The 20,871-nt window shown below is 71.2% G+C and carries 21 protein-coding genes and 1 pseudogene; 7 read left to right on the top strand and 15 right to left on the bottom strand.

What is annotated here, in order from left to right; all coding sequences use genetic code 11:
* The first annotated feature begins 246 nt into the window (after positions 1–246).
* A complete protein-coding gene (locus ACF1BE_RS10495; RefSeq protein ID WP_392198599.1) occupies positions 247–810 on the top strand; it encodes a VanZ family protein in 564 nt (187 codons plus the stop codon).
* 110 nt (positions 811–920) lie between these two features.
* Entirely contained in the window at positions 921–1,124 is a 204-nt protein-coding gene (locus tag ACF1BE_RS10490; RefSeq protein WP_392198598.1) for a PspC domain-containing protein, read from the top strand.
* Positions 1,125–1,206: 82 nt separating this feature from the next.
* On the opposite strand, the gene ACF1BE_RS10485 is transcribed toward ACF1BE_RS10490, so the two are convergent.
* A complete protein-coding gene (locus tag ACF1BE_RS10485; RefSeq protein WP_392198597.1) occupies positions 1,207–1,590 on the bottom strand; it encodes an ATP-binding protein in 384 nt (127 codons plus the stop codon).
* A 150-nt stretch (positions 1,591–1,740) separates the two neighbouring features.
* Positions 1,741–2,928: an adenosine deaminase gene (locus tag ACF1BE_RS10480; RefSeq protein ID WP_392198596.1), complete on the bottom strand. Its 1,188-nt coding sequence runs from the start codon at positions 2,926–2,928 to the stop codon at positions 1,741–1,743.
* Between the two features lie 134 nt (positions 2,929–3,062).
* Between ACF1BE_RS10480 and ACF1BE_RS10475 the strand changes: the two genes are divergently transcribed.
* Entirely contained in the window at positions 3,063–3,824 is a 762-nt protein-coding gene (locus ACF1BE_RS10475; protein WP_392198595.1) for a prolyl oligopeptidase family serine peptidase, read from the top strand.
* 120 nt (positions 3,825–3,944) lie between these two features.
* On the opposite strand, the gene ACF1BE_RS10470 is transcribed toward ACF1BE_RS10475, so the two are convergent.
* The gene (locus tag ACF1BE_RS10470; RefSeq protein WP_392198594.1) at positions 3,945–4,904 is read right to left on the bottom strand and encodes a LysR family transcriptional regulator; all 960 of its coding nucleotides are present in this window, start codon (positions 4,902–4,904) and stop codon (positions 3,945–3,947) included.
* 62 nt (positions 4,905–4,966) lie between these two features.
* Between ACF1BE_RS10470 and ACF1BE_RS10465 the strand changes: the two genes are divergently transcribed.
* Both ACF1BE_RS10465 and ACF1BE_RS10460 read left to right on the top strand, forming a co-directional pair.
* The gene (locus ACF1BE_RS10465; protein WP_392198593.1) at positions 4,967–6,256 is read left to right on the top strand and encodes an MFS transporter; all 1,290 of its coding nucleotides are present in this window, start codon (positions 4,967–4,969) and stop codon (positions 6,254–6,256) included.
* Positions 6,257–6,361: 105 nt separating this feature from the next.
* Complete coding sequence (locus ACF1BE_RS10460; RefSeq protein WP_392198592.1) at positions 6,362–7,375, top strand: sigma-70 family RNA polymerase sigma factor; 1,014 nt, start codon at positions 6,362–6,364, stop codon at positions 7,373–7,375.
* Here ACF1BE_RS10460 and ACF1BE_RS10455 read toward each other — a convergent pair.
* Positions 7,259–7,612: an STAS domain-containing protein gene (locus tag ACF1BE_RS10455; RefSeq protein ID WP_392198591.1), complete on the bottom strand. Its 354-nt coding sequence runs from the start codon at positions 7,610–7,612 to the stop codon at positions 7,259–7,261. The genes ACF1BE_RS10460 and ACF1BE_RS10455 overlap by 117 nt on opposite strands.
* A gap of 136 nt (positions 7,613–7,748) precedes the next feature.
* On the opposite strand from ACF1BE_RS10455, the gene ACF1BE_RS10450 reads away from it, so the two are divergent.
* Positions 7,749–8,669, top strand: a complete 921-nt coding sequence (locus tag ACF1BE_RS10450) for an AEC family transporter (protein WP_392198590.1) — start codon at positions 7,749–7,751, stop codon at positions 8,667–8,669.
* A 263-nt stretch (positions 8,670–8,932) separates the two neighbouring features.
* Here the strand turns inward: ACF1BE_RS10450 and ACF1BE_RS10445 are convergent, their stop codons facing one another.
* The 7 genes from ACF1BE_RS10445 to ACF1BE_RS10415 all read right to left on the bottom strand — a co-directional run bounded on the left by ACF1BE_RS10445 (position 8,933) and on the right by ACF1BE_RS10415 (position 17,404).
* Entirely contained in the window at positions 8,933–10,210 is a 1,278-nt protein-coding gene (locus ACF1BE_RS10445; protein WP_392198865.1) for a thymidine phosphorylase, read from the bottom strand.
* A 78-nt stretch (positions 10,211–10,288) separates the two neighbouring features.
* Complete coding sequence (locus ACF1BE_RS10440) at positions 10,289–10,696, bottom strand: cytidine deaminase (protein WP_392198589.1); 408 nt, start codon at positions 10,694–10,696, stop codon at positions 10,289–10,291.
* A complete protein-coding gene (locus tag ACF1BE_RS10435) occupies positions 10,693–11,979 on the bottom strand; it encodes an ABC transporter permease (protein WP_392198588.1) in 1,287 nt (428 codons plus the stop codon). Before ACF1BE_RS10435 ends, ACF1BE_RS10440 begins: the two co-directional genes overlap by 4 nt.
* Entirely contained in the window at positions 11,976–13,103 is a 1,128-nt protein-coding gene (locus ACF1BE_RS10430) for an ABC transporter permease (RefSeq protein WP_392198587.1), read from the bottom strand. Before ACF1BE_RS10430 ends, ACF1BE_RS10435 begins: the two co-directional genes overlap by 4 nt.
* On the bottom strand, positions 13,100–14,626 hold the full coding sequence (locus ACF1BE_RS10425) for an ABC transporter ATP-binding protein (protein WP_392198864.1): 1,527 nt from the start codon (positions 14,624–14,626) through the stop codon (positions 13,100–13,102). Before ACF1BE_RS10425 ends, ACF1BE_RS10430 begins: the two co-directional genes overlap by 4 nt.
* Positions 14,627–14,824: 198 nt before the next feature.
* The gene (locus ACF1BE_RS10420; RefSeq protein ID WP_392198586.1) at positions 14,825–15,877 is read right to left on the bottom strand and encodes a BMP family protein; all 1,053 of its coding nucleotides are present in this window, start codon (positions 15,875–15,877) and stop codon (positions 14,825–14,827) included.
* 291 nt (positions 15,878–16,168) lie between these two features.
* Positions 16,169–17,404 carry an amidohydrolase gene (locus ACF1BE_RS10415; protein WP_392198585.1) on the bottom strand — a complete coding sequence of 412 codons (1,236 nt, stop codon included), beginning with the start codon at positions 17,402–17,404 and terminating at the stop codon, positions 16,169–16,171.
* A 181-nt stretch (positions 17,405–17,585) separates the two neighbouring features.
* Here ACF1BE_RS10415 and ACF1BE_RS10410 point away from each other — a divergent pair, with 181 nt between their 5' ends.
* Entirely contained in the window at positions 17,586–17,780 is a 195-nt protein-coding gene (locus tag ACF1BE_RS10410; protein ID WP_392198584.1) for a hypothetical protein, read from the top strand.
* On the opposite strand, the gene ACF1BE_RS10405 is transcribed toward ACF1BE_RS10410, so the two are convergent.
* The 4 genes and pseudogenes from ACF1BE_RS10405 to ACF1BE_RS10390 form a co-directional block, all read right to left on the bottom strand.
* Positions 17,777–18,235, bottom strand: coding sequence for a hypothetical protein (locus ACF1BE_RS10405; protein ID WP_392198583.1), 459 nt, complete (start codon positions 18,233–18,235; stop codon positions 17,777–17,779). The two genes, ACF1BE_RS10410 and ACF1BE_RS10405, sit on opposite strands and share 4 nt — an antisense overlap.
* An 82-nt stretch (positions 18,236–18,317) precedes the next feature.
* Positions 18,318–20,138, bottom strand: a complete 1,821-nt coding sequence (locus ACF1BE_RS10400; RefSeq protein ID WP_392198582.1) for an alpha/beta hydrolase — start codon at positions 20,136–20,138, stop codon at positions 18,318–18,320.
* A gap of 10 nt (positions 20,139–20,148) precedes the next feature.
* Positions 20,149–20,598 (bottom strand): hypothetical protein, encoded by a 450-nt coding sequence (locus tag ACF1BE_RS10395; RefSeq protein ID WP_392198581.1) that lies wholly within the window; start codon positions 20,596–20,598, stop codon positions 20,149–20,151.
* A gap of 173 nt (positions 20,599–20,771) precedes the next feature.
* Positions 20,772–20,871 (bottom strand): annotated as a pseudogene (locus ACF1BE_RS10390) (IS481 family transposase); the annotation flags it as partial.

The raw sequence follows: 20,871 nt of genomic DNA, 5'->3' as shown, positions 1-20,871 counted from the left end.
CCGTCCCAGGACCCCATGCCGTCGGTGCCGGGCTCGGTGCGCGGCGCGGCCCGTGACCGGCCGGGCGCACGCATCCGTCCGTGACCGGCCGCCCGAGAGGGCCCGGCACGGTCTGTGCCGGCCTCACGCCCACCTGGGGCCGTCGCCGGTCGGGGGCTCGCACCGGCCAGGCGCGGACGTGGCGTGTTCGCGTCGGGATGTTTCCGCTGCGGAACCAAGCGCCCCCGGCCCGGCGTCTAGGGGGTCGTGCAGCGTCAAGGCTCCATCGGCGGCAGCGCCGCGATCCGCATCCGTGTGACGGGAGGTGTCCTCCTCGTCGCACACCTCGCCCTCGTCGCCTGGCTGATGCTGCGCCCCCTGGACGTCCCCTGGGTGATGCCCCCGAACCTGCGTCCGCTGGCCGGCGTCCGTGCCGACCTCGCGCTGGGCTGGCCGCGGGCCGTGCGACCGCTCGGGGAGGGCCTCGCGCTGCTCGCACCGCTGGGCGTGCTGCTGCCGATGGCGCACGGCAGGCTGACCGTTTCCCCGTCGGCGTCCCTGGTCCGTACGGCCGCGACGGGCACCCTGGTCTCCCTCGGCATCGCCCTGCTCCAGACGGGGGTGCCGGGCCGGGTCGTCGACGTGGACTCGCTGCTGCTGAACACGGCGGGGGTCGCCCTGGCTCACCTGGCCGTCGTACCGGCGGCCCGTGCCTGGCTGCGACGGCGCGACGTATGGGAGCCGGGTGCGGCCGGGCCGTCGGTCACCGTGCAGGAGGAGCTGTCTCAGGGGCGTACCCCGACGATTCCCAGGGTCGGGATCGCCCCGTAGAGCGACGCTTCGTCCCCTTGGTCTGCGTACCGTGGAAGACAGCTGGGGACGCCACCCGGGCGGCCCCGCCCCCGGCCCGGAATCGGGCCGGCGACCACGGAGGAGCCCTCATGAGCGCCCTTGCCCGCCCCACCCACGGCCGCGTGATCGGCGGAGTGTGCGCCGCGCTGGCACGGCGCTTCGGCACCTCCGCGACGACGATGCGGGTGATCTTCCTGCTGTCCTGCCTGCTGCCCGGCCCGCAGTTCGTGCTCTACATAGCGCTGTGGATCCTGCTGCCCGCGGAGAACAGCGCGCGCACCGCCGCCTGGTGAGCCGGGCGGCGGAGGGCGGGCACACCACGGGGGCGCGTCCGGGCCTGCCGGAGCGCCCCGCCCGCGTCGTGCGGAGCCGGCCTCAGCCGAGCGGGATCCCGTTGACCGGCGCGCCGTGCGTGGGCAGACCCTTGAGCGGCAGTCCGCCGAGCAGGCCGCCGGCCGGCCCGGCCGGGCCCTTGGCGAGGACGCCCTCGGCGACCGGCTGCGCGGCGGCCACGCCCTTGCCGACGGCCGGGGCCGCGGCGGCGACATTGCGCTCGGCCACGGGCTTGAGCAGCTTCATCGCGCCGCTGTCGGGCAGAGCCTCGACGACCCGCTCGGGCGGCAGCGCCTTGGTGACGGTGCTCAGGCTCTGGCCGGCGGCCGGGGCGGCCGGAGCCGCGTTGGCCGCGCCCGCGCCCACGGCGGCGACGGCGGCACCGAGGGCGGCGACGCCCAGGGTCTTGGCAGCAGACTGCTTCATGGTGAATGCGTCCTTGGATGCGGAGACGGGAGATCACGAACGATCCGAGCGGTCCCCGACCTAAACACGCCGGTCCACCCGCCGCAAACACCGGAATGCGGGCACTGCACGGAGACATGTCCGCATTCCGGATCGGCGACTGCCGCGCGACTACCCCTCCATATCGGTGGACCCGCTGGTGGAAGCGGCCTGCCGGAACAGCCATTCGGATTTCAGCTCGGCGTATCCGGGCTTGATGACGTCATTGATCATCGCGAGTCGTTCATCGAAAGGGATGAACGCTGATTTCATCGCATTGACGGAGAACCACTGGAGGTCGTCGAGCGTGTAGCCGAACGCCTCGACCAGATGCTCGAACTCCCGGCTCATCGTGGTGTGCGACATCAGCCGGTTGTCGGTGTTCACGGTGGCCCGGAAGTGCAGCCGGCGCAGCAGCCCGATGGGGTGCTCGGCGTAGGAGGACGCGGCCCCGGTCTGGAGGTTGGAGCTGGGGCACAGTTCCAGCGGGATGCGCTTGTCCCGCACGTAGGAGGCGAGGCGGCCGAGGACGACCGAACCGTCCTCGCGGACCTCGATGTCGTCGATGATCCGCACCCCGTGCCCCAGCCGGTCGGCGCCGCACCACTGCAACGCCTGCCAGATGGACGGCAGCCCGAACGCCTCGCCGGCGTGGATGGTGAAGTGGTTGTTCTCCCGCTTCAGGTACTCGAACGCGTCCAGGTGCCGGGTGGGCGGGTAGCCGGCCTCGGCACCGGCGATGTCGAAGCCGACCACGCCGGAGTCCCGGTGACGGTTGGCGAGTTCGGCGATCTCCAGGGAGCGGGCCGCGTGCCGCATCGCGGTCAGCAGGGCACCGACCCTGATCCGGTGGCCGTTCTCCCGGGCGAGCCGCTCGCCCTGCCGGAACCCCTCGTTCACGGCCTCGACGACCTGCTCCAGGGTCAGCCCCCGGTCGAGGTGCTGCTCGGGCGCGTACCGCACCTCGGCGTAGACGACGCCGTCCTCGGCGAGGTCCTCGGCGCACTCCCGGGCGACCCGGACCAGGGCGTCCCGGGTCTGCATGACGCCGACGGTGTGCCGGAAGGTCTCCAGGTACCGTTCCAGCGATCCGGAGTCGGCGGCCTCGCGGAACCAGATCCCCAGCTTGCCGGGGTCGGTCTCGGGAAGGCCGGTGTAGCCCGTCTCGCGGGCGAGTTCGACGACGGTACCCGGGCGCAGCCCGCCGTCGAGATGATCGTGCAGCACTACTTTGGGCGCCCGCCGGATCTGGTCCGGCGTCGGAACGTGTACCGGGATGGCCGCCGGGACGGCCCCCGTCGATGCAGTCTGGCTCGTCATTTCCGCACTCTAACTCCTACGCGCGTAGAGCGCGGGGGGCGCGCAGCGGCCGGTTCCCGGCACTTTTCCGTCGATACGCAAAGGTGACCGCACGTACGGGTTTCGTACACCGCGCCTTCTGACACTGTTCTGTCATGGGACAGCAAGCGATTCCGGCCCGAACGGCCGGGCTGGGAAAGGCAGTCGGCCCGGAGCCGACGTCGGTGGGCGGAGCGGTGCTGCTGCTTCCCGGCGGGGAGGAGGTCTCCGCCCGCCGGCCGTCCCCCGTCCGGGCGTTGACCCTGATCCGTGCCCTGGGCCGCGCGCTCGCCCGCGCGGGCCGGGCCGAGGGCCTGGTGGTCCATCCCGTCCACTACCGCTACCGGGGGTGGAACGGCAGCGAGGCGCATCTGGCGGCGGACGCCGGCTGGGCCGCCGACGAGGTCGTACGACGGTACGGGGACGTGCCGGTCTGCCTGGTCGGCGTGGACATGGGCGGGCGCGCGGCGCTGCGGGCCGGCGGCCACGAGGCCGTCAACTCCGTGGTGGCGCTGGCCCCCTGGCTGCCGGAGGAGGATGTCGCCGTGCCCGCCGAGCCGGTGAAGCAGCTGGTCGGACGCCGGGTGCTGATCGTGCACGGCACCAACGACGAACGCACCGATCCCGAGCTGTCGTTCCGGTTCGCGGCGCGGGCGAAGAAGGCGAACCGGGAGGTGTGCCGGTTCGAAGTGCACTCCGACGGGCACGGCATGCACGGACACCGGGCGGAAGTGGTCAGCCTGGGCGTGGACTTCGTACTGGGGGCCCTGTTCGGCTGCCGGGTGTCGCGGCCGGTGGAGGACGCGCTGGCCGCGCCGCCGCCGATCGGCCTGCGGATGCCGCTGGCGGCGGGGTTCGGCAGGTCACTGAAGCGGTGAGGCGGTGAGGTCCGGGGGCGCCTGGCTCTGGTCCCTGACGACCCGGCCTGGGGTCTTTTCGTTCGGATCAGGCCGGATCAGGGAGCGGGTCCTGATCCGGCCTGATCCCAACGAGAGGGCCTAGGGGAGCAGACTCCCCCGCCTGGAGAGCAGGAACTTCTTGAAGGCCGCCACGGGGGGTGTGTCCGGGCGGTCCGCCAGCCAGGCCACGCCGATCTCGCGGGCCGCCCTCGGGGCCGTGACCGTCAGTTCCACCACCCCGGGGCGGGGGACGGTCGGCGGTGGCAGGAGCGCCACCCCCAGCCCCGCCGCCACCAGCCCCCGCAGCGTCTCCGCCTCCTCGCCCTCGAAGGCGATGCGGGGTTTGAAGCCGGCCTCACGGCACAGATCGTCGGTGATCCGCCGGAGGCCGTAGCCGGGCTCCAGGGTGACGAAGGTGTCGTCGGCCGCCTCGGCCAGGCGGACGCGGCGTCGGGCGGCCAGCCGGTGCTCGGCGGGGACGACCAGGCGCAGTTTCTGCTCGTCCAGGCGGCGGGCGACCAGGTCGGGGGCGTCGGGGACGGGCGAGGTGAGGCAGAGGTCCAGCTCACCGGCGCGCAGCCGCTCCAGCATCGCCTCACCGTAGTTCTGCACCAGGCTGAAGCGGATGCGCGGGTGGTCGGCGCGGAACGCGTGCAGCAGGCCGGGTACGGTCTCGGCGCCCATGGTGTGCAGGAAGCCGAAGGCGACCTTGCCGGTGGCGGGGTCGGCGTCCGCGCGGATCTCCCCGGCGGCCCGCCCGACCTCGGCGAGGGCACGCTCGACGGCGGCGAGGAAGGTGCGGCCGGCGGTGGTGAGAGAGACCGTACGGCCGTGGCGGGCGAACAGGTCGACGCCCAGGTCCTGCTCCAGGCGGGCCATCGCCCGGGACAGCGTGGACTGGGGGACGTTCATCTCCTGCGCGGCCCGGGTGACGTGCTCCGTGCGGGCCACGCCGGCGAAGTACGCGAGGCGGGGCGCCAGCAGCCGTACCGTCTCCGCCATGTCTTCTGTGTCACCGGACGGTGACAGTCGCCTCTGTGGCCTGTGCTGATGCGCCATGGGAACGATTATGACGATTCCATGCATTGGACGCATGAGAGGGGCCGTCCTACGGTCGAGGCATGTCTCCCGCCAGTACCCCGGCGTCCACCAGCGTGGGCGCCGTCTCCCCCGTCCGTTCCCGCGCCACCGACTCCGACTCCCGGCTGACCCCGGGCGGGCCCGGCTACCGCCGGATGAGCCTCGCCCTCTTCCTCGCCGGAGTCGCGACCTTCGCCCTCCTCTACTCCACCCAGGCCCTGCTGCCGCTGATCTCCGGGGAGTTCGGTGTCCAGGCGAGCGAGGCGAGCTGGACGGTGGCCGCCGCGACCGGCGGGCTGGCCCTGTTCGTGCTGCCGATGAGCGCCCTGTCGGAGCGGTTCGGCCGCCGTACGGTGATGACGGCCTCGCTGGCCGTCGCCGTCACGGTCGGCATGCTGGTGCCCTTCGCGCCGTCGCTCGGCGCGCTGGTCGTGCTGCGGGCGGTGCAGGGCGCCGCGCTGGCCGGGGTTCCCGCCTCGGCGCAGGCGTACCTGGCCGAGGAGGTGCGGCCGAAGGCACTGGTGACGGCGATCGGGCTGTTCGTGGCGGGCAACAGCGTCGGCGGGATGAGCGGCCGGGTGATCACCGGCTGGGTCGCGCAGGAGTGGGGCTGGCGGGTCTCGGTCGGCGTGATCGGCGCGCTCGCGGTCGGATGTGCGGTGGCGTTCCGGCTGCTGCTGCCCGCCCCGGAGCACTTCACGGCGGGCTCCCTGCGCCCGCGGATCCTGCTCGGCACGGTCCGCGGCCATCTCTCCGACCCGCTGCTGCGCCGCCTGTACGCGATCGGCGCGCTGTTCATGACGGTGTTCGGCGGCGTGTACACGGTGATCGGGTACCGGCTGACGGCGGGGCCGTTCGGGCTGCCGCAGGGCATCGTCGGCTCGATCTTCCTGGTCTACCTGGTGGGCACGGTCTCGGCGTCCACCGCGGGCCGGCTGGTGGGCCGGTTCGGCCGCCGGGGCGCGCTGTACCTGGCGGGCGGCACGACGGCGGCGGGCCTGCTGCTCTCCCTGGCCGCGTCCCTCCCGCTGGTGCTGCTGGGCCTGGTACTGATCACGGCGGGCTTCTTCGCCGGACACGCGGTGGCCTCCTCGGCGGTCAGCAGGACGGCCACCCACGGCCGCGCGCAGGCCTCGGCGTTGTACCAGTCCGCGTACTACGTCGGCTCCAGCGTCGGCAGCACGGTGGGAGCGGTGGCCTTCCGCGCGAACGGCTGGTCCGGCACGGTCGGTGTCGGCCTCCTCGCGGTCCTCGGCGTCGTCGCGATCACCGTGCTCGGCACCCGGGCCGCCCGGGTGGCGGCCCGGCGGGAGCCGGTGGGCGCGCACTGAGCAGGCCCTTCTCGTACTCGGGGGGCCATTGTCAGTGGGCTGCGGTAGCTTCCAGGTGGTGGACGCGAAGACGCGCGGACAGCAGCCACATGGGGTGGGTGGACGATGGGCGACAGCACGGCGACGGCGGACCTGGACGTCGCACTGGAGAAGCACCGGACCGAGTTGACCGGGTACTGCTACCGGATGCTCGGTTCCTCCTTCGAGGCCGAGGACGCCGTGCAGGACACCCTGGTGCGGGCCTGGCGCAATCTCGACAAGTTCGAGGGCCGGTCCTCCCTGCGTTCGTGGCTGTACCGCATCGCGACGAACGTGTGCCTGGACATGCTGACGGCCGGCAACAAACGGGCGAGGCCCATGGACCTGACCGAGTCGACCCCGCTCGCCCGGGCGGCGCTCACGCCGCGCCCGGACAACACCTGGCTGGAGCCGATGCCGGACGCGCGCGTGCTGCCGGCGGCCGGCGACCCGGCGGAGGCCGTCGTCGCCAAGGAATCCGTCCGGCTCGCCTTCATGGCCGCCCTCCAGCAGCTGCCGGCCAAGCAGCGGGCCGTGCTGATCCTGCGCGAGGTGCTGGCCTGGCGGGCGAGCGAGGTCGCCGAACTGCTGGACACCACGGTCGCCTCGGTCAACAGCGCGTTGCAGCGGGCCCGGGCCACGCTCGCGGAGCGCGCCGACACGGGCGCCGAGGGCGCGGTGTCCGACCCGCTGGACGAGGAGCAGCAGAAGCTCCTGGAGCGCTACGTCAAGGCGTTCGAGGGGTACGACATGACGGCGCTGACGGCGCTGCTCCACGAGGACGCCGTCATGACCATGCCGCCGTTCGACCTGTGGCTGCGCGGCACCGCCGACATCACCGGCTTCATGACCACCATCGGCGCCTCCTGCGCCGGCTCCCGCCTGCTGCCGGTGCAGGCCAACGGTCTGCCGGGCTTCGCGCACTACAAGCCGGACCCGGAGAACGGCGGGTTCAGCCCGTGGGCGGTGCAGGTGCTGGAGATCTCAGACGGCCGGATCACCGGTTTCCACTGCTTCCTCGACACCCAGCGCTGGTTCCCCCTGTTCGGGCTGCCCCTCCACCTGGAAGCGGAGCCCGACGAGGTCCAGCAGGGCGTGTAGCGCGGGGCCGGCGCCCCGCAGCCGGATCCGCCCGCCGGCCCGGCGGGCGGCCAGCTCCAGCCGCGCCAGCAGATCGACGGCCGTCAGCCCCGGCGGCCCGATCCCGCCGACGTCACAGACGACGACGCGTTCCCCGCCGCCCTCCAGCAGCCCCCGCACGCCGGCGCACAGCCCGGTCACCTCGTCACGACTGACGGGCCAGGGCAGCACAAGAACGGCGGGGGTCTCGGCATCCACGTCCGGTTAGACCGACGGGACGGACGGAACTCATCGCACGGGTGCGAGAGCGGTAGGGGCCGGGCCGGGCCGGACCCGCCGGGGCCGTCGGAGATCACATTGACCGGTTCCCCGTTCACCCCTGAGGGTGAGTTTCGTGGTGGGGGTGCTGAGCGGGTTCGCGGTGATCGCGGTCGTCATCGGGGTGGGCTACGTGCTCGGGCGGCGCGGGACGCTCGGCGAGCAGGGCGGCGAGGTGCTGACGCGGCTGGCCTTCACGGTGGCCGGTCCGGCCCTCCTCTTCACGACCCTCGCGCGTGCCGACCTCTCCGTCCTCTTCTCCAGCCGGCTGCTCGTGACGGCCCTGAGCACGGCCGCGGTCTCCGGGGCGTTCGTGGCGATCGGTGTGCTGCGGCGCTGGGAGGTGGGCCGTACGACGATCGGCGCGCTGTGCTCCGGCTACGTCAACTCGGGCAACCTCGGCATCCCGATCGCCGCGTACGTGCTGGGCGACGCCTCCCTGGTGGCGCCGGTGCTGCTCTTCCAGGTCGTCCTGGTGACCCCCGTCGCCCTGACGGTCCTGGACCTGTCCGGGGCGGGCGAGAAGGGCACGATGGGGCGGCGGCTGCTGACCCCGCTGCGGAACCCGATAGCCGTGGGCTCCCTGTCCGGGGTGGTGGTGTCGGCGGCGGGCTGGCAGCTCCCCGGGCCGCTGATGAACCCCCTCACCCTGATCGGGCACATGTCCGTCCCGGCGGCCCTGCTGGCGTTCGGCATGTCGCTGCACGGCAGCGCGGCGCCCGGCCGGGGCCGGGACCGGCACCCGGTCCTGCTGTCGGTGGCACTGAAGTCGGTGGGCCAGCCGCTGGTCGCGTGGACACTGGCGGCGGCCGTCTTCGGCCTGCGCGGCGCGCCCCTGCTGGACGTCGTGGTCACCTCGGCCCTCCCGGCCGCCCAGAACCTCTTCACCTACGCCGGCCGCTACCGCGTGGCCGAGTCCCTGGCCCGCGAGTCGATCCTGCTGTCGACGGTGGTGTCGGTACCGGTGCTGGTGGGGGTGGCGGCGGTGCTGGGGTGACACCGGTCGGTCGACGGGGAACTCGAGCAAGCCGAGACGCGACGGCACGGCGATGGCCTGCGTCTGGAAGATCTCCACCTTGCTGCCCTCGGGCCATTCACCGTGAGCCAGGACCCCGACCAGAACTGGGACGACCTCGTCCGGTACGGGGAGGAGAAGTGCGCCCACGGCGGTCTCCGATCCGCGCGTCACCGGTCCCGGCATGCCGAACGGGACCGGCGGGGGTCCACCGGTCCCGTTCACCCCATCAGGGAAACAAAGGGTCAGGCGATTCGTTCCAGCACCACCGGCGTCGCCGTGAAGTCGGTGCCGGTCGCCGCGATGTCGTACGAGCCCGTCACCGCCTGGAGCGCGTAGTCGAAGCGCTCGGGGGTGTCCGTGTGCAGGGTGAGGAGCGGCTGGCCCTCGGTCACGGTGTCGCCGGGCTTGGCGTGCAGTTCCACGCCCGCCGCCGCCTGCACCGGGTCCTCCTTGCGGGCGCGGCCGGCGCCCAGGCGCCAGGCGGCGATGCCGATGTCGTAGGCGTCGAGGCGGGTGAGCACGCCGGAGGAGGGTGCCTTGATGACGTGCTGCTCCTTCGACGTGGGCAGCTCGGCGTCCGGGTCGCCGCCCTGGGCCGCGATCATCCGGCGCCACACGTCCATCGCGGAGCCGTCGGCCAGGGCCTTCGCAGGGTCCGCGTCCTTGATGCCGGCCGCGTCGAGCATTTCGCGGGCCAGGGCGACCGTCAGCTCCACGACGTCCGCGGGGCCGCCGCCCGCCAGGACCTCGACCGACTCGCGGACCTCCAGGGCGTTGCCCGCCGTGAGGCCGAGCGGGGTGGACATGTCGGTGAGGAGCGCCACCGTCCGCACGCCGTGGTCCGTGCCGAGGCCGACCATCGTGGACGCCAGCTCGCGCGCGTCGGCCAGCGTCTTCATGAAGGCGCCCGTGCCGACCTTCACGTCCAGGACCAGGCTGCCGGTGCCCTCCGCGATCTTCTTCGACATGATCGAGGAAGCGATCAGGGGAATCGCCTCGACGGTGCCGGTCACGTCCCGCAGGGCGTACAGCTTCTTGTCCGCGGGGGCCAGGCCGTCGCCCGCCGCGCAGATCACCGCGCCGGTGGTGTCGAGGACGTGCAGCATTTCCTCGTTGGAGAGCAGGGCGCGCCAGCCGGGGATCGACTCCAGCTTGTCCAGGGTGCCGCCGGTGTGGCCGAGGCCGCGGCCGGAGAGCTGGGGCACGGCGGCGCCGCAGGCCGCGACCAGCGGGGCCAGGGGCAGGGTGATCTTGTCGCCGACGCCGCCCGTGGAGTGCTTGTCGGCCGTCGGCCGGGACAGCGCCGAGAAGTCCATGCGCTCACCGGAGGCGATCATGGCCGCGGTCCAGCGGGCGATCTCGCCGCGGTTCATGCCGTTGAGCAGGATCGCCATGGCGAGCGCGGACATCTGCTCGTCGGCGACCTCGCCGCGGGTGTACGCGTCGATGACCCAGTCGATCTGCTCGTCGCTCAGCTCGCCGCGGTCCCGCTTGGTGCGGATGACGGAGATGACGTCCATGGCCATGGCTGATGGCTTCCTTCCGGGAGGTGCGAAGTGCACGGCCCCCCTGAGCGGGTCAGGGGGGCCGTACGGGAGTTACTTGGTGAGATGGTCCGGGCCGAAGGCCTGGGGCAGCATCTCGGCGAGCGGGAGGACGCCCGCGGGGGTGTCGAGCAGCAGGTCAGGGCCGCCGAACTCGTAGAGCAGCTGGCGGCAGCGGCCGCACGGGACCAGCAGGGCGCCGGTGCCGTCCACGCAGGTGAAGTGCGTGAGCCGGCCTCCGCCGGTGCGCTGGAGCTGGGAGACCAGACCGCACTCGGCGCACAGGCCGAGGCCGTAGGAGGCGTTCTCGACGTTGCAGCCGGTGACCGTGCGGCCGTCGTCGACCAGGGCCGCCACGCCGACCGGGTAGCCGGAGTAGGGGGCGTAGGCGTGGGACATCGCCTCCCGCGCCTCGGCGCGCAGCGCGTCCCAGTCGAACCCGTCGGACTGTGTCGCCGTCACTTGCCCTGGCCCTTCCGGTAGCGCATACCGTCCGCCTTCGGCATCCGCAGGCGCTGCGCGGACAGCGAGAGCACGAGCAGCGTGACGACGTACGGGGTGGCGCCCACGAAGTCGCTGGGGACCTCGTCGGTGAGCAGGTACCAGACCAGGACCAGCGCGGCCATGACGGCGCTGATCACGCCCTGCCACAGGGCCTTCTTGTACAGCTTCCAGCCGGCCAGCAGCGCGAGCAGCACGACCAGCAGCAGGAGCAGGGCGTGGACCGTGACGCCGCCGTTGCGCAGCTGAAGGGCGTCGGAGTAGCCGAACAGGCCCGCGCCCATCGCGAGGCCACCGGGGCGCCAGTTGCCGAAGATCATGGCCGCGAGGCCGATGTAGCCGCGGCCTCCGGTCTGGCCCTCCAGGTAGGTGTGCGAGGTGACCAGCGCGAGGAAGGCGCCGCCGAGGCCGGCGAGACCGCCGGAGACGGCCACGGCCGCGTACTTGTAGCGGTAGACGTTGACGCCGAGCGACTCCGCGGCGGTCGGGTTCTCGCCGCAGGAGCGCAGCCGCAGCCCGAACGGGGTGCGCCACAGCAGCCACCAGCTGGCGACGAACAGCAGCACGGCCAGGATCGTCACCACGGACAGGTTGGTGATCAGACCGCCGATGATGCCGGCCAGGTCGGAGACCAGGAACCAGTGGTGCTTCTCGACGGACACGAGGGCGTCCGAGAGGCCGGGGAGGGTGACGTCGGGCAGCGAGTCCGCGGGCGGGGACTGCTTGGGGTTGCCGCCGGCCTCCGCGGCCGTGCCGCCGGCGAAGAACAGCTTGGCGAGGTACTGGGTGGCGCCGAGCGCGAGCAGGTTGACGGCGACACCGGAGACGATGTGGTCGACGCCGAAGGTGACGGTGGCGACGGCGTGCACCAGGCCGCCGAGGACGCCGAAGCCGATGCCGCACAGCAGGCCGAGCCAGGGGCTGGACTGCCAGCCGATCCAGCCGGCGCCGAAGGTGCCGAGGATCATCATGCCCTCGAGGCCGATGTTGACGACACCGGCCCGCTCGGACCACAGGCCGGCGAGACCGGCGAGGCCGATCGGAACGGCGAGGGCGAGCGCGGCGGCGACCTGTCCGGCGGAGTCGAGCTGGTTCGCGCCGGTGATCACGCGGACCGCGGCGAGGAGCAGCAGCGCTCCCGCGACGATCATGAGGGTCAGGCCCGGGGAGCGGCCGGAGCGCTGGGGGGCGCCCGGCGCCTTGGGGGCCGCCGGCGGCGGCGCGTCGGTCATCGTGGCAGTCATCGCGCCACCTCCTGCTTCTTCGTCGCGGCGGCCTGGGCGGCGAGTTCGGCGCCCACCTTCTGCTGCTGGCGCTTGAGGCCGTAGCGCCGTACGACCTCGTAGGCGATCACGACGCAGAGGACGATGACGCCCTGGATGACGCCGAGGATCTCCTTGTCGTAGCCCTGGAACTCCAGGTGGTTGGTGGTGCGCTCCAGGAAGCCCCAGAGCAGCGCGCCGAGCGCGATGCCGATCGGGTTGTTGCGGCCGAGCAGCGCGATGGCGATGCCGGTGAAGCCGATCCCGCTGGGGAAGCTGTTGTCGTACTGGTGGCTCTCGTTCAGCAGCGTCGGCATGCCGATCAGGCCGGCCACCGCACCCGAGATGACCATGCTGGTGGCGATCATCTTCTTCACCGAGACACCGCTCGCGGAGGCGGCGCTCTCGGACTGGCCCACGGTGCGCAGGTCGAAGCCGAACCGGGTGCGGCCGAGCACGAACCAGTACGCGACACCGACGAGCACGGCGACGACGATGAAGCCGTCCAGGACACCGGCCGGACCGGTGTCGATGTTGAAGAAGTGCGCGGACGACGGCAGCGGCTTGGTGGACACCAGGGTGCCCGCCTCGTCGAGCTGGCCGAGCTTCCCGGGCTGGAGCAGGTAGCCGATGATCGCGGTGGCGATCGAGTTCAGCATGATGGTCGCGATGACCTCGCTGACACCGCGGGTCACCTTCAGGGCGCCGGCGATGGCCGCCCACAGGGCACCGGTCGCCATGGCGCAGATGATGATCAGCGGGATGGCGAGCCAGCCGGGCACGGTGAGCGCCCCGCCGAGGACGGCGGCGACGAACGCGGCGAGCCGGTACTGGCCGTCGACACCGATGTTGAACAGGTTCATGCGGAAGCCGATGGCCACCGCGACACCCGCCAGGTAGTACGTCGTCGCCTTGTTCAGGATGAAGACCTGGCTGTCGCTGGCGAAGCCGTAGGTCATCATGTCGTGGAAGGCGGGACCGGGGTTCTTGCCGGTCGCGGCGATCACCAGGGCGGTGACGACGAGCGCGGCGACGACCGCCAGCAGCGGCGCCGCGATCCCGAGGAGCAGCCGCTCCTTGTCGATCCGTGAGGTCAGCTTCTTCATCGCGCGTCGTCCTCTGTGTGCTCCAGGTGGCCGGAGGCCGCACCCGTCATGGCGGAGCCCAGCTCTTCGGGGGTGATCGTGGCGGGGTCGGCGTCGGCGACCAGGCGGCCGCGGTACATCACCCGCAGGGTGTCGGAGAGCCCGATCAGCTCGTCGAGGTCGGCGGAGATCAGCAGCACGGCCAGGCCCTCACGGCGGGCCTCGCGGATGTAGTCCCAGATCGCGGCCTGTGCGCCGACGTCCACACCGCGGGTGGGGTGGGCGGCGATGAGCAGCTTGGGGTGGTGGCTCATCTCGCGGCCGACGATCAGCTTCTGCTGGTTGCCGCCGGACAGCGAGGCCGCGGTGACGTCGATACCGGGGGTGCGCACGTCATAGGCCTCGACGATGCGCTGGGTGTCGGCGCGGGCCGCCTTGATGTCGAGGAGTCCGCCGCGCGAGTTGGGCTTCTCGGTGACGTGGCCGAGGACGCGGTTCTCCCACAGCGGTGCTTCGAGGAGCAGGCCGTGGCGGTGGCGGTCCTCGGGGATGTAGCCGATGCCGGCCTCGCGGCGGTCGCGGGTGGGTGCCTGCGAGATGTCGGTGCCGTCGAGGCTGACGACGCCGGCGTCCGGGCGGCGCATGCCCATGATCGCTTCGACCAGCTCGGACTGGCCGTTGCCCTCCACGCCGGCGATGCCCAGGACCTCGCCCTTGTGGATGGTGAAGGAGATCTCGTCCAGGATGACCCGCTCGACGCCGTCGAGGTCGGTCTGGGTGAGATGCACGCCGTCCAGCTTCAGCATCGGCACCTCGGTGACCGTGGACTCCTCGGTCTCCGGCGTGGGCAGCTCGCTGCCGACCATCAGCTCGGCGAGCTGCTTGGGGGTGGTGCCCTCCGGCTCGACCGTGCCGACGGTGGTGCCGCGCCGGATGACGGTGATCTCGTCGGCGACGGAGAGCACCTCGCCCAGCTTGTGGGAGATGAAGATGACGGTGAGGCCCTCGGCCTTCAGCTCGCGCAGGTTGGCGAAGAGGGCGTCGACCTCCTGCGGCACCAGGACGGCGGTGGGCTCGTCCAGGATGAGGGTCCTGGCACCGCGGTAGAGGACCTTGAGGATCTCCACGCGCTGGCGGTCGGCGACGCCGAGTTCCTCGACGAGGGCGTCGGGCCGGACGCCGAGCCCGTAGGCGTCGGAGATCTCGGTGATCCTGGCCCGTGCCCTGCCCCCGATGCCGTGCAGCTTCTCCGCGCCGAGAACGACGTTCTCCAGCACGGTGAGGTTGTCGGCGAGCATGAAGTGCTGGTGAACCATGCCGATGCCGCGGGCTATGGCGTCGCCGGGGTTGTTGAGGACGACCTGTTCGCCACCGACGGTGATGGTGCCCTCGTCCGGCTGCTGCATGCCGTAGAGGATCTTCATCAGGGTGGACTTGCCGGCGCCGTTCTCACCGCACAGGGCGTGGACGGTGCCCGTGCGGACCGTGATGTCGATGTCACGGTTGGCGACGACGCCGGGGAAACGCTTGGTGATGCCGCGCAGTTCGACGGCAGCGGGAGGGCTGGACGCGTTGATGGCGCACTCTCCTCGGGGAAAGGGGCTGCGGGGAGGGGGCAGGCGTCGGCGACGCTAGCGCGGCAACTCCGTGCTACACGCGTAGAGTTGACACATTGTTATGGCTCGGCGGGGGGCTCCGGGAGGCGCCCCCGCGCCGAGCCTGGGTCGGTGAGACCCGTCAGGTCACGGGGTGGTCTTGACCTTGATCGAGCCGTCGACGATCTTCTTCTTCGCGGCGTCCAGCTTGGCCTGGATGTCGCTGATGAAGCCGCCGCTCGTGGCCAGCTTCACGCCGTCCTTGGCGAGCGAGTAGCTGTTGGTGCCGGTCAGCGGCTTGCCGCCGTGGACGGACTTGATGAAGTCGTAGACGCCGACGTCGACGTTCTTGACCATGGAGGTCAGGATCGCGCTCTTGTACTTGGCCAGACCCGGGATGTTGTACTGGTCCGAGTCCACGCCGATGGCCCAGGCGCCCTTCTTGCCGCTGACGGCCTCGATCGCGCCGTTGCCGGAGGAGCCGGCCGCCGTGTAGATGACGTCGGCGCCGTTGTCCAGCATGCCCTGCGCGGCCTCCTTGCCCTTGTCGGGGCTGGCGAAGCCGGAGGTGTCCGAGCCGTGGGACAGGTACTGGGTGTCGACCTTGATCTTGGGGTTGGTGTCCTTGACGCCCTGGACGTAGCCCGCCTCGAACTTCTTGATCAGCGGGACGTCGACACCGCCGACGAAGCCGACGTGCTTCGACTTGGTCTTCAGCGCGGCGGCGACACCGGCCAGGTAGGAGCCCTGCTCCTCGGTGAAGTTGATGCTGTCGACGTTCTTGGCGTCCACGACCGAGTCGACGATGCCGAAGCTGGTCTTCGGGTACTTCGCCGCGACCTTGGTCATGGAGGCGGCGTACGCGTAGCCGACACCCACGACGGGGTTGTAACCGGCCTCCGCCAGGTCCGACAGGCGCTGCTCGCGGTCGGCCTCGGTGTCGGAGGTCTTGGCGGTCAGCTCCTTGATGTCACCGCCGAACTCCTTCTTGGCCTGGTCGGCACCGCGCGCGGCGGAGTCGTTGAAGGAGCGGTCACCACGGCCGCCGACGTCGAACGCGAGGCCGATCTTGACGCCCTTGCCGTCACCGGAGGAGGACGGGCTGTCGTTGTCGGAGGAGGTGCTGCCACAGGCAGTGGCAGTCATTGCGAGTGCTGCGGACGCGATACACGCAGCGGAAAGCTTGGCTACCCGGCGCACGGGAAGGCTCCTTCACCTGACCTGAGCGCCATGTCGGCGCTTGATGTGAGCACCGTGTCGGTGCTCGAGCCGGGACGCCCGTTCGGCGTCGGCTTCGCGGCATCGTAACGCGCGTAGATGTCAGAAAAACACCTCTCGCGAAGCCGTTATCGATTCGAGGCAAACAGTGCCTGAACTCCCGCTCCCGGCCTTGTCGCGCCCCTGTCGCGCACCGTGCACGATCGGCTTGTATCCGTATTGCGCCGGACAGGGAGGCGGCCCCCGAAGGGGCCGCTCCGCTCGGCTGCGGGCTCAGCCCCGGGCCGCGCCGATGTCCAGGAAGGCCGCCGCGGTGAACATCTCCACGCCCACCGTGATCGCGTACTCGTCGGCGTCGAAATCACCCTGGTGCAGGTCACGCACCGTGCGCTCGCCGGGCCGGCGCACGCCGAGGCGGGCCATCGCGCCGGGCACCTGCTCCAGGTACCAGGAGAAGTCCTCGCCGCCGAGGCTCTGCTCGGTGCTCTCGACGGACTTCATGCCGCGCCGGGCGACCATGGCGCGGCGCAGCACCTCCGTGGACTCCCGGTCGTTGACGACGGGCGGCACTCCGCGCACGTAGTTGATCTCGGACTTGGCCCGGTGCAGCGTGGCGACCTCGTCGATGGCCGCGTGCACGATGTCGGGGGCCTGCCGCCAGGCCTCCAGGTCCAGGCAGCGCAGGGTCCCGGACAGCTCGGCGTGCTGCGGGATCACGTTCGGGGCGTGCCCCGACTCGATCCGGCCCCAGGTGAGGGCGAGGCCTGCGCGGGTGTCGACCCGGCGGGCGATCAGCGCGGGCACGTCGACGGCGACGCGGGCGGCGGCGGTGACCAGGTCGGTGGTCAGGTGGGGACGGGCGGTGTGGCCGCCGGGCCCGTCGAGGGCGATCTCCAGCCGGTCGCAGGCGCTGGTGATCGCGCCGTGCCGCAGGCCGATCCGCCCGGCGTCCACCCGGGGGTCGCAGTGCACGGCGAGGATCCGGCCCACACCGGTCAGCGCGCCGTCCTCGATGGCACTCAGGGCACCGCCGGGCAGGACCTCCTCGGCGGGCTGGAAGACCAGTCGCACCGGCCGCGGCAGCAGACCCTTGGCGTGCAGGTCGGCGAGGACGAGGCCGGCGCCGAGGACGACGGTCGTGTGGACGTCGTGACCGCAGGCGTGCGCCCGGTCGGGCACGGTCGACCGGTACGGGCAGTCGGCCTTGGTGTCCGGGATGGGCAGGGCGTCGATGTCGGCGCGCAGCGCGAGCAGCGGTACGGCCGGCTGTTCACCTTCCGCGAGCCCGATGTCACAGACGAGTCCGGTTCCGGTGGCGAGGACGCGAGGCTTGAGACCGGCTTGCTCCAGCCGCTCCTTGATCGCGGCGGTGGTGCGGAACTCCTGGTTGCCCAGCTCCGGGTGCATGTGCAAGTCGCGCCGGAACGCGACGAGTTCGGCGTGCAGGGACTCGCTCAGCACGCCGGGGAGCACATCGCCCGGGAGGCCGGCCTCGGACTCTGAGGACATCAATTGCTTCACCCTCTGAAGGGTAGGACGCCCGGCCGGTCAACTACCCCTCGTTCAACAAAAGTTCAGCCCGTTAGGGGAATAATTTCTGACCGTCGGACGCATGGCGGCGGACTCTGTTGGGTAAACACTCTGTTTCCTCCTTCCACGCATACCACGCATCACCACGGTCACGCGCGCGATGTCCACGAACCGGACCCTGATCACCGCCTTCGCCGAGCTGGCCGCGGCGAACCCCGAGCGGGGAGTCCCGGTCTTCGGGGTGGATCTCTCCCCCGCCCTGGTGGCCGTCGCCCGGACGGCGCACGTCCGGGGAGGAGAGCCGCTCGCGGGCGTCCGCGCCGGCGCGCGAGGAGTGCGGCCGGGAGGGCGCTAGAAGTGCTCGACCTCTTGGCCGTCCGGAACCTGGTAGCAGCCGGAGACGACATCCACGCTCAGCATCGGAGGATTGTCCTTCGCCATCTGCACGATGTGCACACCGGCCCTCTTCGCGTCGTTGTCGGCCGTGAGCCTCAGGTTCTTGTTCCTGCTGGTGTCCGGCCCGTACTCGACGATCTTCCAGCCGTGCTTCGGCAGTGCCTCCTTGAGCCGTTGCATGGCTACCCCGAGGTCCCCGGGGGACGCCGGGGAGAAGCTCCACGGGTGGAGGACCCGGAAGTACTTGTCCGGGTCCTTGCCGGAACACTCCGTCACCGTCGCCCGACTGTCGGAGGTCTTCCCCCTGACACCGATCAGGTCGTGGATACCGCTGGAAACACGTTCCAGCTCGTCCGCGGCGGCACTCGACGTGCTCGTGCCGGCGGAGGGGACGTCGGAGCTGTTGTCAGTCATGTTGCATCCGGTGAGGGTAGTGAGCGCAAGGGGCACGGCGACCGCGAGGACGCCCAGTCTGATCTTCACGTCAGGGTCTCTCCTACTTCACACGCGCCCAGGATCCGGGCGGCCCGAACGTGTCGGGCGGGGGCTTCAGCTCCGCGTCGTCACCCTTCCCGACGACGACCAGTGCCTGGTTCAACAGGCTCTTGGAACCGGGGTCCCAGTACCCGCCGTGTCCGTGGGTGTTCGTCGCCAGCTGATTGGCACCGAAGTCCGGGTCGCTCGGGATGACGAAGCCGTCCCCGCCGTGGCCGTAGCGGCCGATGTCCGGAACCGGGTCCGAGCCACCTTCCTCGTTCCACACGTGCCCCTTGGGGACGTCCATCTGGTCGGCACCGGACACCCTGACGCCGGGACTGCCCGCGAAGACGACGTCGTCGGCGTTGAGGGTCCCCTTCTCGGCTGCGGCCCCGATGAGGGTCGATCCGTACGAATGGCCGATCACGGTCCGGTGCGGTGGCGTATCACCGGAGTGTGACGCCTCGAGCCCGTCCAGGAACTTGTTGAACGCCGGCGCACCGTCATACGCGTAGTTGCTGAACGGCGCGTCCTTGACGACGTCGTCCGGTGCGTCGTAGCCCAGCCAGGTGATCGTGGAGACGGACTGACCGCCGCTCTTGGCGTGGGCCACGTCCCAGACGTTGACCATCCGGTTGATGTTGCCCCCGATACCGTTCAGGTCCGACGTCGTACCGGGCACGTAGACGGCCTGGTGGTCCGCGGTGTCCGGGTTCCCGTTGGCCACGATCGCGCGCCCGTCGTCATCGGCGCTGAATCCCAGCAAGTAGGCCTCGGGAAGCCCCCGCTCACCGGTCTTGTCGAAGCGCTCCTGGATGCTCTTCATGCCGTTGAGCGACTTGGTGAGGTGGTCGTAGCGCTCGCCGTACTTGTTGTACCAGTCCATGTACTCGTCGGTGTGCACCTTGGACGCCCAGCCGTTGGAGGCGATGTAGGTCCACTCGTTCATGGGCGGTTTCGGTACGGAGTCGAGTTCCAGCTGGTAGCGGGCGCGGGTCTCGTCGAGGACGACGCGGTTGGCCTCGTCGCGGACCGTGGAGGGCAGGCCGTCCAGTCTGCCGACGGAATCGGGCCGGAGGGAGAGCCACGCCGCCCGCTGCTCGTCGTCGAGGCCCTTCCACCAGGCCGCGTTGTCCTTCGGGCTGCCGTCCTCGGGCGGCTGCGGAAGGGAGCCGAGGTACTTCTTGCCGGCGTCGCCCACCCCGTCCTGGTCCGACTTCACATCCGCCCAGTCCCGGTCGGAGACCACCAGGTCGTCGTCGGCCTTCAGCGCCCGCAGTTTCGGTGCCCACTTCGCGTCCGCGTCCGTGGCCTCCCGCACCGCATCGCCGATACGGTTCGCCAGCCCCACGGCCTTGCCGAAGTTCGGGTTCGGGTGCACGTTCACGGCCTGGCGTTCGATCGCCGCCGCCGTCGGGTCGGTTGTGCTGGACGACGGCGACACCGTGCCGCCCTCGGGCACCTTGCCGTCGACCTCCTTGCCGCCGGCCGGGAACGACACCGACCCGTCCGCGCCCACCGTGCAACCGGCCGCCCGTGCGTCCTCCAGCGCCGCCTCCAGCTTCTTCTTGGCCGCGGCCATGTCGAAGGCGAAACCGTTCAGCGCCGTACTGGCCAGCGCGCACTCGGTCCGGATGTAGTGGAAGTTCTTCCCCAGCTCCTTCAGCTCGCGCAGTGCCGCTTCCATCGCCTCGCCCTCGAGCCGGTTGCGCAGGCCCGCGGAGATCCGGTTCTCGACCTCGTCCTCGGCGGTGCTCGCCATGTCGCTCGTGGCGCGGTACCCGTCGGCGGCCTGCTCGTACTCGGTGGGCTTGAGGGCCTTCAGCGTCGCGATGTCCATGACCTGCCCGTCACCGGCCCTTCGCCTGGCCGCCGACGGCTTCCGTGTCCTGGTACTCGGTCCGCAGCTTGTCCAGCTCGGCCTTGACGTCGCCGTCCGACTTCGCCAGGTCGTGCCCGGAACGCTCCATCACCCCGCCGAGTTCGCCGGCACGCCCCTTCACGTCGCCGACGTACTTCTTCCAGGACTCGTACAGCTCCTTCTGCGCCGCCGCGGACAGGCAGCCGGCGGTGTCACCGAGCCCCGCCTGCCCGTCGTCCAGCTTCCCCAGCGCCTTGCCGATGTCGTCCCGTAAGCCCTTGGTGTCCTCGCCGGCCTTCGTCCAGGTCTTCTTGTCGGACTTCAGCTTTCCGGAGGCACCGCTGCCACCCGGATCCATCGGAACGTGGTTCAGCTGCATGTGGGTGGAGACGCGGGCTGCCGCGTCCGCCTTCAAGTGCTCCCACTCGTCCCAGGCCATACGTCTGGTCCTCCCCGTTTCCCCGTTGCCGGCATCCCCCGCCGGCTCCCGCCATGCTCACCATGGAGGAGGTGGAAAATCAAATCCAACTCCTGTGCGATCGCGGGTCGTTGAGTGTCGTGGGCCGTGAGGCGGGCGGCCGTCGGGGCGGGCTCCGGCGTCCGGATCCGGAGCTAGGTGTGTTGTCCGGACAGGTTGGTGACGCGGCTGGCTGGTGGTTGGCCGCTGATGCCGGTGTGGGGTCGGTGGTAGTTGTACCAGTCCAGCCAGTCG

Origin of the sequence: Streptomyces sp. NPDC014991 (assembly GCF_043080665.1) — a bacterium.
Taxonomy (GTDB): domain Bacteria; phylum Actinomycetota; class Actinomycetes; order Streptomycetales; family Streptomycetaceae; genus Streptomyces.
Note: the sequence above shows the minus strand (reverse complement) of the source record. Positions and strands in the feature narration are given on the sequence as shown.

Excerpts from the sequence above, each read along its gene's own strand:
- ACF1BE_RS10410 (WP_392198584.1), top strand. The coding sequence starts at position 17,586 with ATGTCCACGAACCGGACCCTGATCACCGCCTTCGCCGAGCTGGCCGCG.
- ACF1BE_RS10445 (WP_392198865.1), bottom strand. The coding sequence starts at position 10,210 with ATGGACGTCATCTCCGTCATCCGCACCAAGCGGGACCGCGGCGAGCTG.
- ACF1BE_RS10405 (WP_392198583.1), bottom strand. The coding sequence starts at position 18,235 with ATGACTGACAACAGCTCCGACGTCCCCTCCGCCGGCACGAGCACGTCG.
- ACF1BE_RS10480 (WP_392198596.1), bottom strand. The coding sequence starts at position 2,928 with ATGACGAGCCAGACTGCATCGACGGGGGCCGTCCCGGCGGCCATCCCG.
- ACF1BE_RS10490 (WP_392198598.1), top strand. The coding sequence starts at position 921 with ATGAGCGCCCTTGCCCGCCCCACCCACGGCCGCGTGATCGGCGGAGTG.
- ACF1BE_RS10485 (WP_392198597.1), bottom strand. The coding sequence starts at position 1,590 with ATGAAGCAGTCTGCTGCCAAGACCCTGGGCGTCGCCGCCCTCGGTGCC.
- ACF1BE_RS10435 (WP_392198588.1), bottom strand. The coding sequence starts at position 11,979 with ATGACTGCCACGATGACCGACGCGCCGCCGCCGGCGGCCCCCAAGGCG.
- ACF1BE_RS10400 (WP_392198582.1), bottom strand. The coding sequence starts at position 20,138 with ATGGACATCGCGACGCTGAAGGCCCTCAAGCCCACCGAGTACGAGCAG.
- ACF1BE_RS10415 (WP_392198585.1), bottom strand. The coding sequence starts at position 17,404 with ATGTCCTCAGAGTCCGAGGCCGGCCTCCCGGGCGATGTGCTCCCCGGC.
- ACF1BE_RS10395 (WP_392198581.1), bottom strand. The coding sequence starts at position 20,598 with ATGGCCTGGGACGAGTGGGAGCACTTGAAGGCGGACGCGGCAGCCCGC.
- ACF1BE_RS10460 (WP_392198592.1), top strand. The coding sequence starts at position 6,362 with ATGGGCGACAGCACGGCGACGGCGGACCTGGACGTCGCACTGGAGAAG.
- ACF1BE_RS10475 (WP_392198595.1), top strand. The coding sequence starts at position 3,063 with ATGGGACAGCAAGCGATTCCGGCCCGAACGGCCGGGCTGGGAAAGGCA.
- ACF1BE_RS10430 (WP_392198587.1), bottom strand. The coding sequence starts at position 13,103 with ATGAAGAAGCTGACCTCACGGATCGACAAGGAGCGGCTGCTCCTCGGG.
- ACF1BE_RS10465 (WP_392198593.1), top strand. The coding sequence starts at position 4,967 with ATGTCTCCCGCCAGTACCCCGGCGTCCACCAGCGTGGGCGCCGTCTCC.
- ACF1BE_RS10470 (WP_392198594.1), bottom strand. The coding sequence starts at position 4,904 with ATGGCGCATCAGCACAGGCCACAGAGGCGACTGTCACCGTCCGGTGAC.